This is a genomic window from Paraburkholderia sp. CNPSo 3076 (assembly GCF_026343935.1).
Lineage (GTDB): Bacteria > Pseudomonadota > Gammaproteobacteria > Burkholderiales > Burkholderiaceae > Paraburkholderia > Paraburkholderia nodosa.
In genome coordinates this window covers 71,228-80,199 of record NZ_JAPMAL010000038.1, presented here as the reverse complement: position 1 = coordinate 80,199, position 8,972 = coordinate 71,228, and the positions used below count along the sequence as shown (strand labels likewise).

Sequence of the window (8,972 nt, the reverse complement as noted above, 5' to 3'; positions counted from 1 at the left end):
GCGCCCACGCATAGGGCCAGGTGCTCATGTACTGGATCGAGGCCTCGGCTTCAATCGGGATCACCGAGACAATGGCGATCCAGTTTGCCCACGCGCTGATGAAGCCCACCAGTGCGCCGTGCGAGTAGCGGGCGTAGCGGACCATACCGCCCGACTCCGGGAACATCGCACCGAGTTCGGCATAGGTGAGCGCGATGGCCAGAATGACCACGGCGCCGATGATCCAGGCGCAAACGGCCGCCGGACCTGCAATTTTCGCCGCCTTCCACGCGCCGAACAGCCAGCCCGAACCGATGATCGACCCGAGGCCGGTGAACATCAGCGCGAACGGGCCGATGTTCCGTTGAATAGAACTTTTCACGTCTTCTCCTGTTTCAAGAGCAGCTCGACACCGCGTTTATCCCGTCTGTTGTGCGGGCGGGTTTTCTGCGGTTGTCGTACCTCCACACGAAAGATTGCGCCTGTAGGCGCAACTCCTGCGCGGCGCGTAGTTTAACCGGTTGCACCACGGAAGGGCGTCAAAAACGACCTCCTAATACAAAAAAGTCATTTGCTTATCAAGCTTTGTAAGGGTTCATTTCGACCCTGTCGCAAAAAAATACGCACTTTCCGGGGGCCCTAGTTGACCTTGCACGCATTTAGCCGTATAAAGTTCGGGCAGGATTTCAAGCGGCGAGTGTGAATAGGTCTTTCGTAGTTCGCCCATCAACGGTACTCCGGCTGGTCCCATACCCCTTCCTTGATTTTCGTGCACCTCTCGGGCTTCGGCCTTCATTCATTTTTAGGAAAGTAATATGGAAACCGGTACCGTCAAGTGGTTCAATGACGCAAAGGGCTTTGGCTTCATCACTCCGGACGGCGGCGGCGAAGACCTGTTCGCGCACTTCTCGGAAATCAAGGTTGACGGCTTCAAGACGCTGCAAGAGAACCAAAAGGTTCAATTCGAAGTCCGCACGGGCCCGAAGGGCAAGCAAGCTGCCAACATCAAGCCGGTCTAAGCACTGCGCTTATTGGTCTGCTACGGCTTTTAGGATCTGGACGCCGCTTCTGCGCGGTCCTGACTAGCAAGCTTGCCGAAAAACCCCACGCTTCTTCTGGAAGGTGGGGTTTTTTCTTGCCTGACGCTTTAGAGCGGAGTTTAGGCGCCCCGCGCGTTTAGCCGAAAAGGCGCTGTGCGTGAATGCCGAGACCCGTCGCCACGCTGGCAAGACGGTCGCCGAACACGGCATGCGACTGCGGAAATGCCTCGGCCAGCGCCTGCGTCAGGAACAAGAGGCCGGTCGAGCCACCCGTGAAGTAAAGCGCGCTCACCTGCCCCGGCGCGACACCCGCGGCCTGCACCGTTTCACGCGCGGCCTGCACGATGCGCCGCGTCTCCTCGCGCCCCGCCTCGACGAGTTGCGTATCGCCGAACGCCAGACGCAAGTCCGCCTCGACGGCTTCGAGGTCGATCATCGTCTCCCCGCCCGCCGAAACGCCGATCTTCGCCTCCTCGGCGCGCGCCGTGAGCGCGTGCCCCAGACGCTCTTCGACCACCCGCATCAGCCGGTCGTGGTGGCGCGTGTCGGGGTAAAGATGGCGCATTAGCTTCAACTCGGTTGCGCGCTTGGGCGTGTAGATCGTGTTGATGAGGTGCCACGTCGCCAGATCGAAATAGATGCGGTTCGGCACCTCGCGGCCTTCGGGGTCGAGCGACTGGTAGCCCAGTTCGCGCAGGATGGTCGCGAGTTCGACGCGGCGGTCGAAGTCGGTGCCAGCCACGTGCACGCCGTGGTGCGCGAGCACGTCGTCCTTGCGTTCGAGCCGTGACATGCGATTTGGCCCCACACGCACGAGCGAGAAGTCCGACGTACCACCGCCAATGTCGGCGACGAGCACGAGTCCTTCTTGCGCGAGGCGCGACTCGTAGTCGAACGCCGCCGCGATCGGCTCGTACTGGAACTCGATCTCGCGAAAGCCCACCCGGCGCGCCGCGGCTTCGAGCTGGTCCTGGGCGAGCTGATCGGCGCGCGGGTCTTCATCGACGAAGAACACCGGACGGCCCAGCACCGCGCGCGTGATCGGCGTTCCGGAGCAACGCTCGGCGCTGCGCTTCAGGTGCTCCAGAAAGATCGTGATGATCTCGGTATAGGGCATCGCGCTGCCGTCGCCGAGGTCGGTCGTGCTTTCGGCGAGCGGCGAGCCGAGGATGCTCTTCATCGAGCGCATCAGCCGGCCGTCGAAGCCGTCGATATAGGACGCGAGCGCCGCACGGCCGAATTCGCGCGTGTGCTCGTCGACGTTGAAGAACACCGCCGTGGGCAACGTGGTGTGTGCGCCTTCCACCGGCGCGAGGCGCATCGCGCCGTCGGCCGCTGCCGGGAGCGCCACCGCCGAATTGGAGGTTCCGAAGTCAATCGCGCAGAAGCTGGTCATGGCAAGAGCGCGCCGCAGCGAATGCGCGCGCAAGAGAGGAAAGGTCGGGGGGATCGGCTTTGTAGCACGAAAGCGCCGCGCGGGGCAACCGCAGGCCCACGATGCGACCCCGCAAGAGAAAAACGCGCGGGCCATGCCGCGCGTTTTCGCTAAAGCTCGCTACCCCTCATGGGCGCGGGACTTCTCCCGACTCAGCCCTTGAACGGCTGCTTCCAGGCGTTCGCGTAGGCGATCTCGCCCATCGCCGAGCGCGTGCGCTCCGCCTTTTCACGGTCGCGCAGCACGGGCTCCAGCTTCTCGGCTTCGCCATAGTGGCCGAGCGAGATGATCGAGAGCGGCTCCACGTCGTTCGGCAACGCGAATTCCGTGCGGAACGCCTGCACGTCGAAACCGCTCATCTGGTGCGCCGCGAGGCCCAGCGCATGCGCCTGGAGCACCAGCGACATGGCCGCGGCGCCCGCATCGTATTGCGCCGTGCGATTCACCTCGCCCTTTGCGTTGAGCGTTTGTGCGGTCACCGCGATCAGCACCGACGCCGGTGCGTTCCACTGCTGGTTGAACGGCACGAGCGTCGCGAACGCGCGCTTGAACGCGATTTCGTCGGTGCTGCGGTCGAACACGATAAAGCGCCATGGCTGCAGGTTGTAGCCTGAGGGCGCCCAGCGCGCCGCCTCGATCACCGCGTGCAGCGCCTCGCGGCTCACCGGCTCGCTCGAATAGGCGCGCGGGCTCCAGCGGCCGGCGATGAGTTCGTGAATGGGCACGGCTGTCGGTGCGGGTTTGTGCTTCGTCATGCCTTGTGTGTCCTTGGGTGGCGGGCGGCTTGCCCGGGGGTCACTAGAATAACCGCAGCGTGTGAAATACGCTCAAACGCAACGGGCGACGCTCTTGCGTCGCCCGTCGGGGTGCGCCGAAGTGCGAACCGGCGCCGTGAAGTCGCGGTAGACGAGCGCGTCGTCAGGCCGTTTGCACGCCCACGGCGCGCGGCCCGCGGTTGATGCGCAGCACGAGGAACGATGCCACGAGGCACAGGCCACCCGAAATCATCGATGCCACCGTATAAGTGCCGAGGCTCGAGCGCAGCAAGCCCGCGCCGAACGCCGCGAATGCCGCGCCGAGCTGATGGCCCGCCACGACCCAGCCGAATACGATCGGCGCGCGCTCCTTGCCGAAGACATCGGTGGCGAGCCGCACGGTCGGCGGCACCGTCGCGATCCAGTCGAGGCCGTAGAACACCGCGAAAATCGGCAGCCCGAAGAAGTCGATGCCGAACGCGTGCGGCAAATAGATCAGCGAAAGTCCGCGCAGCCCGTAGTACCAGAACAGCAGCAAGCGGCTGTTGAAGCGGTCCGAGAGCCAGCCCGAGAGCGTCGTGCCGAACAGGTCGAAAATGCCCATCGTCGCGAGCAGCGAGGCGCCCTGCACTTCGGTCATGCCGTAGTCGCCGCACATGGCGATGAGGTGCGTGCCCACATAGCCGTTCGTGCTCGCGCCGCAAATGAAAAAGCTGAAGAAGAGCAGCCAGAAGTCGCGCGTACGGCTCGCCATGAAGAGCGCGTCGAACGCGATCTTCAGCGGATTTTGATGAGGCGCCGGCGGCGCGACGGGGGTGCTCTCGTCCTCGCCGAACGGACGCAGATTCACGCTCGCGGGCCGCTCGGGCAGCAGGAACAGCACGAGCGGCAGCACCGCGGCAGCGGCCACCGCGACCACGAGCACCACCGACTGCCAGCCGTGCTTCTCCACGATTGCCGCAAGCAGCGGCAGGAACACGAGCTGGCCCGTGGCCGAACTCGCGGTGAGGACGCCCATGGCAAGCCCGCGATGCGAGTGGAACCAGCGCGTGACGACGGTGGCCGAGAGCGAGAGCGCCGCGACGCCGGTGGCACCGCCCACCATCACGCCCCAGATCAGGATCATCTGCCACGGATGCGTCATCAGCGCGGAAAGCGCCACGCCCGCCGCCATGGTGCCGAGCGCCGCGAGCAGCGTGGGCCGCACGCCGAAGCGCTGCATGGCCGCCGCCGCAAACGGGCCCATGAGGCCATAGAGCGCGATGTTCACTGAGATGGCGAGCGAGATCGTCGCCCGGCTCCAGCCGAACTGATGTTCGAGCGGCACCATCATCACGCTGGGCGTCGCCCGCGTGCCGGCCGCCGCCAGCAGCACCAGAAACACCACCGCCACGACGAGCCATCCGTAGTGGAAACGCCCGACTATTCGCCTCGCTGCCCAGTTCATTGGTGCTCCTGTCACGCCGCGCCGGGTTCGACACGCCGATGTTTTCGTTGGTATGACCGCTCGCTGCGACGAGTCCACCCTCGCTCGATTGTTACCGATCGGTCACAAGTGTGTTGCAATAGTAGTTACCGCTCGGTAACATGTCAAGCAACACCCTGATCGCGAGATGCCCTCATGAAACACGAAGGCCACGACGAAACCACTACCGCCGCTGCCCGCACGCGCCGCCCCCGCGCGCAGACGGCTGGCGCGCGCGCACACGAGCACTTGCTGCGCGCCGCCGATGAGCTGTTCTACCGCGAGGGCGTGCGCGCGGTCGGCGTCGAGGCCGTGGTCGAGCGCGCTGGCGTCAACAAGATGAGCCTGTACCGCCAGTTTTCGTCGAAGGACGATCTCGTCGTCGCCTACCTGCAGCGCTGCGACGTGCGCTTTTTCGAGCGCTTCGACGAAAGTCTCGCGAAGCATCCCGGTGAACCGGCGAAGCAACTGGTGCAGTATTTCGAGGACCTCGCGCGCCGCGCCTCAGTGCCGGACTATCGCGGCTGTCCGTTCGTCAACGTCGCGACCGAATTTCCCGACGCCACGCACCCCGCACGGCGCAGCGTCGACAACAACAAGACGCGGCTCATGGCGCGGCTCACCGCGCTCGCGCAGGAAGCGGGAGCCAGAGACCCGGTCGGGCTCGCCGAGGAACTCGCGCTGCTCGTCGAAGGCGTCTATGCCGCAAGCCAGACTTACGGCCCCGGGTGCGGCGCGATTCTCGCGGCGCCGCGCATGGCAAAGCTGTTGATCGAGGCGGCATGTCCCGGGCGCTAGCCACCCGTAAAATGGCACGATGAACCAAACCGCTGCTCTGTCCCCCGACCACGCCGCCATTCTCGAAGCAACCCACCACTGGCTCACGCGCGCCGTGATTGGCCTGAACCTTTGCCCGTTCGCGAAAAGCGTGCACGTGAAGAACCAGATTCGCTACGTGATCAGCGACGCGACCAGTCTGGAAGGTGTCCTCACCGATCTCGAACGCGAGTTGCAAACGCTGGCTCACGCAGATGCCGCTCAGATCGACACGACGCTCCTGATCCTGCCCCACGCGCTGGCCGACTTCGCCGATTTCAATGACGCGACCTGGTTTGCCGAGCGCCTCGTGCAGCAGTTGCGGCTGGAAGGCACGCTCCAGGTTGCGAGCTTTCACCCGGATTTCCAGTTCGAGGGCACCGAGCCCGACGACATCGAGAACTACACGAACCGCGCACCGTATCCGATCCTGCATCTGCTGCGCGAAGCGAGCATCGAGCGCGCAGTCGAGGCATTCCCCGACGCCGCCGACATCTACGAACGCAACCAGGAAACGCTGCGCAAGCTCGGCTTCGATGGTTGGCAAGACTGGATGAGCAAGCGCGACTAACGTCGCGCTGCCCCATAAGTTCAGCTTTCGGTTGCCGCTTCGGAGGCGGCCTCGCCCTCGTCGGCGAAAAAGCGCTCGCGCAGGTCCGCCAGCCCGAAAGTTTCGAGAATCTCGTTGAGCCGCTCCGCCGCACGGCGTCGCGGCAAATCCTTGTACTGGGCGATGATGAGTTCGTTTTTCATCGAGTGTTCCCAGCCCACCAGTTCCGTCACGCTCACCTGATAGCCGTGCGCCTCGAGTTGCAGACAGCGCAGCACGTTGGTGATCTGGCTCCCGAATTCGCGCGTATGCAGCGGGTGGCGCCAGATCTCCGCGAGCGCCTGGCCGAGCGACTTGCCCTTGTTGCGGCGCAGCACGCCCGCCACCTCGGCCTGGCAGCACGGCACGACCACGATGTAGCGCGCGTGTTTCTTGAGTGCGAAGCGCAAGGCGTCGTCGGTGGCGGTATCGCAGGCATGCAGCGCAGTCACGATATCGACCGTTGGCGGCAGTTGCGACGAGGTGATCGAATCGGCTACGGAAAGGTTCAGGAACGACATCCCGCCAAAGCCCAGCCGTTTGGCCAGTTCCTGTGAGTGCTGCACAAGCTCGTCGCGCGTCTCGATGCCATAAATGTGTGACCTGTCGCGCTGATCCTTGAAGAACAGGTCGTAGAGAATAAAGCCCAGATAGGACTTGCCCGCACCGTGATCGACGAGGGTCACGTCGCGGCCATCCTGCTTGAGGTCCTTGAGCAGCGGCTCGATGAACTGGAACAGGTGATAGACCTGTTTCAGCTTGCGGCGGCTGTCCTGGTTCATCTTGCCGTCGCGCGTCAGGATGTGGAGCTCCTTGAGGAGTTCGACGGACTGGTTCGGACGGACTTCGTAAGTCTTGCTGGACATCGGCGTGGTCGGATGAAAGGCGTGGTATGTCGCGAAACGTGCGACAGGCGACAGAAGGGCTGCAGTGTTTCTGTCATTTTACGAAAAAAGCTAGTCTAAGCTGCCGAACCCATAAGAGCGGCCAGTGTCGTAATAGCGTCCAGGCACGCTGACCCACGTGCGGACAGGAGGGAGGGGTTGAATAGAAGAGACACGAGGATTTTCGTCCCCGATGCCCAAAAAAGGACCAAAACGTAGCGCGACCGGGCGGCAACGAATCGACAGGCGCGCATTGGGAGGTCGCACCGGGAGTGCCGGTTGCGATGAATCAGGCTGGCGCAGTCCTCGCTGCGCGAAGAGCGCACGACGCTGTACGGCCTTGCATGGGGCATGCAATGAATACGATTCCTGACGGAAACGCAGAGCAAAAATTCCAGGAACTGCTTACGAAACTCGTCACGGTTCCCGACTGGACGGAAAAGCAGCAACTGGAGTTGGAAATGGCGCGCGACATCTCGGTGGAGATGCTGCGGGTCGCGGAAAGCATGCGCGACGGCCCTTCGGATCTCGAGACCTGCCTGATTCTGCTGAAGTACGCGAAGGTGCTCGATTTCGTGATGTCGGCGCTGGCTTCGCGCCGCGATATCAAGCCACAAACGCTGCGCGTGATTTTCAAGCTGGCAGGCCTCAAGGTCGACGAGGCCTATCCGGGGTGAAGCCGATGTGAACCAGACGCATATCCGGCGCGGCAGCTACGCCGCCGACGCCGATGCTCGACACCCACGCGGGCCGTTAGCGGCCCGGCTCCTTCTTTATTGCCAACGCTTTTGCCCGCCGCCGGCTCACTGCGCGCGCACCTTGAGGCGCCACAGCGATGTCAGTTCGGCCGCGCGCGCACGATAGAGCGGATCGCTGGGATCCGAAGCTTTCGGGTGTCGCGGGCGAATGTCCTCCCGGCCCGCCACTTCGAGTCCCGCCTGCGCGATCATCTCAACGAGCGATTCGCGCGTGCGCAGACCGAGATGCTCCGCGAAGTCGGACAGAATCAACCACCCCTCGCCACCCGGGTCGAGATGATCCTTGAGGCCGCCGAGAAAGCCGCGCAGCATGCGGCTCTCAGGATCGAAGACGGCGTACTCGATGGGCGACGCGGGCCGCGCCGGCACCCACGGTGGGTTGCAGACAATGAGCGGCGCGCGCCCCGGCGGGAACAGATCCGCCTCGACGACCTCGACCTGCGCGGCGTAGCCGAGGCGGGCAAGGTTCTCGTTCGCGCAGGCCAGCGCGCGGGCGTCCTGATCGGTAGCGACCACGCGCTTCACGCCGCGCGAGGCGAGCACGGCGGCGAGCACGCCCGTGCCCGTGCCGATGTCGAAGGCCTTTTCGAGCGACGGCAGCGCCGTGCGCGCGACGAGATCGACGTATTCGCCGCGCACCGGTGAGAACACGCCGTAGTACGGATGGATGCGCGCGCCGTTCAGCGCCGCGATCTCGACGCCCTTCTTGCGCCATTCGTGTGCGCCGACCAGACCGAGAATCTCACGTAGCGACACCGCAGAAGCTTCGCCATCGGCCGCGCCCCACGCCTCTTCGCACGCGACCCGGACGTCGGGTGAGCGGCGCAGGTTGATGCCGTAGTCGCCTTCGAGCGGGATCAGCACCATGCCGAGCGTACGGGCGCGCTGCGCCTGCGCCTGGCGATGCAGATGAAACGCTTCGAGCGGTGAAGCGGGCGCCTTGGGCTGGGCGGAATTGCGCGGCTTGCGCTCGGCACGGCGTGCCATGGCCTGCAGCAGTTGACGCGCGTTCTGATAGTCGCCGCGCCATAGCAGCGCGGTGCCTTCGCAGGCAAGGCGGTACGCGGTGTCCGCGGTCGTGCGATCGTCGGCGATGACCACGCGTTTGGGCGCCGGCACGCCAGCCTCGGAGCGCCAGCGCACGGTGCGCGGGCCTTCGGTGTCGGGCCAGGTGAGAGTGGGATATTCGGTCATAGGTCGGATATTCGGTGCGGCGGGCCAGGTCGTCGATACGTACCCGGCCCGCAGGTT

General features: G+C 64.4%; 10 protein-coding genes. 4 read left to right on the top strand and 6 right to left on the bottom strand.

Features of this window, described 5'->3' with window-relative positions; all coding sequences use genetic code 11:
* On the bottom strand, positions 1 to 361 hold a 361-nt coding region (locus M3A49_RS34485; RefSeq protein ID WP_266232904.1), incomplete at its 3' end, for an APC family permease.
* Positions 362 to 794: 433 nt separating this feature from the next.
* Between M3A49_RS34485 and M3A49_RS34480 the strand changes: the two genes are divergently transcribed.
* Positions 795 to 998: a cold-shock protein gene (locus tag M3A49_RS34480; RefSeq protein ID WP_027797379.1), complete on the top strand. Its 204-nt coding sequence runs from the start codon at positions 795 to 797 to the stop codon at positions 996 to 998.
* 157 nt (positions 999 to 1,155) lie between these two features.
* On the opposite strand, the gene M3A49_RS34475 is transcribed toward M3A49_RS34480, so the two are convergent.
* The 3 genes from M3A49_RS34475 to M3A49_RS34465 all read right to left on the bottom strand — a co-directional run bounded on the left by M3A49_RS34475 (position 1,156) and on the right by M3A49_RS34465 (position 4,656).
* Complete coding sequence (locus M3A49_RS34475; protein ID WP_266232903.1) at positions 1,156 to 2,415, bottom strand: Hsp70 family protein; 1,260 nt, start codon at positions 2,413 to 2,415, stop codon at positions 1,156 to 1,158.
* A 191-nt stretch (positions 2,416 to 2,606) separates the two neighbouring features.
* Positions 2,607 to 3,209, bottom strand: a complete 603-nt coding sequence (locus tag M3A49_RS34470; protein ID WP_254356194.1) for a nitroreductase family protein — start codon at positions 3,207 to 3,209, stop codon at positions 2,607 to 2,609.
* 163 nt (positions 3,210 to 3,372) lie between these two features.
* Positions 3,373 to 4,656 (bottom strand): MFS transporter, encoded by a 1,284-nt coding sequence (locus tag M3A49_RS34465; RefSeq protein ID WP_028206637.1) that lies wholly within the window; start codon positions 4,654 to 4,656, stop codon positions 3,373 to 3,375.
* A gap of 174 nt (positions 4,657 to 4,830) precedes the next feature.
* Here M3A49_RS34465 and M3A49_RS34460 point away from each other — a divergent pair, with 174 nt between their 5' ends.
* Positions 4,831 to 5,472, top strand: coding sequence for a TetR/AcrR family transcriptional regulator (locus M3A49_RS34460; RefSeq protein WP_266232902.1), 642 nt, complete (start codon positions 4,831 to 4,833; stop codon positions 5,470 to 5,472).
* A 19-nt stretch (positions 5,473 to 5,491) separates the two neighbouring features.
* Positions 5,492 to 6,061 carry a DUF1415 domain-containing protein gene (locus M3A49_RS34455; protein WP_266232901.1) on the top strand — a complete coding sequence of 190 codons (570 nt, stop codon included), beginning with the start codon at positions 5,492 to 5,494 and terminating at the stop codon, positions 6,059 to 6,061.
* Between the two features lie 20 nt (positions 6,062 to 6,081).
* Here the strand turns inward: M3A49_RS34455 and M3A49_RS34450 are convergent, their stop codons facing one another.
* Positions 6,082 to 6,945: a class I SAM-dependent methyltransferase gene (locus tag M3A49_RS34450; RefSeq protein WP_266232900.1), complete on the bottom strand. Its 864-nt coding sequence runs from the start codon at positions 6,943 to 6,945 to the stop codon at positions 6,082 to 6,084.
* Positions 6,946 to 7,319: 374 nt separating this feature from the next.
* Here M3A49_RS34450 and M3A49_RS34445 point away from each other — a divergent pair, with 374 nt between their 5' ends.
* Positions 7,320 to 7,640, top strand: coding sequence for a hypothetical protein (locus tag M3A49_RS34445; protein WP_028206633.1), 321 nt, complete (start codon positions 7,320 to 7,322; stop codon positions 7,638 to 7,640).
* Between the two features lie 126 nt (positions 7,641 to 7,766).
* Here M3A49_RS34445 and M3A49_RS34440 read toward each other — a convergent pair whose 3' ends face one another.
* On the bottom strand, positions 7,767 to 8,915 hold the full coding sequence (locus M3A49_RS34440) for a class I SAM-dependent methyltransferase (protein WP_266232899.1): 1,149 nt from the start codon (positions 8,913 to 8,915) through the stop codon (positions 7,767 to 7,769).
* Positions 8,916 to 8,972: the final 57 nt, after the last annotated feature.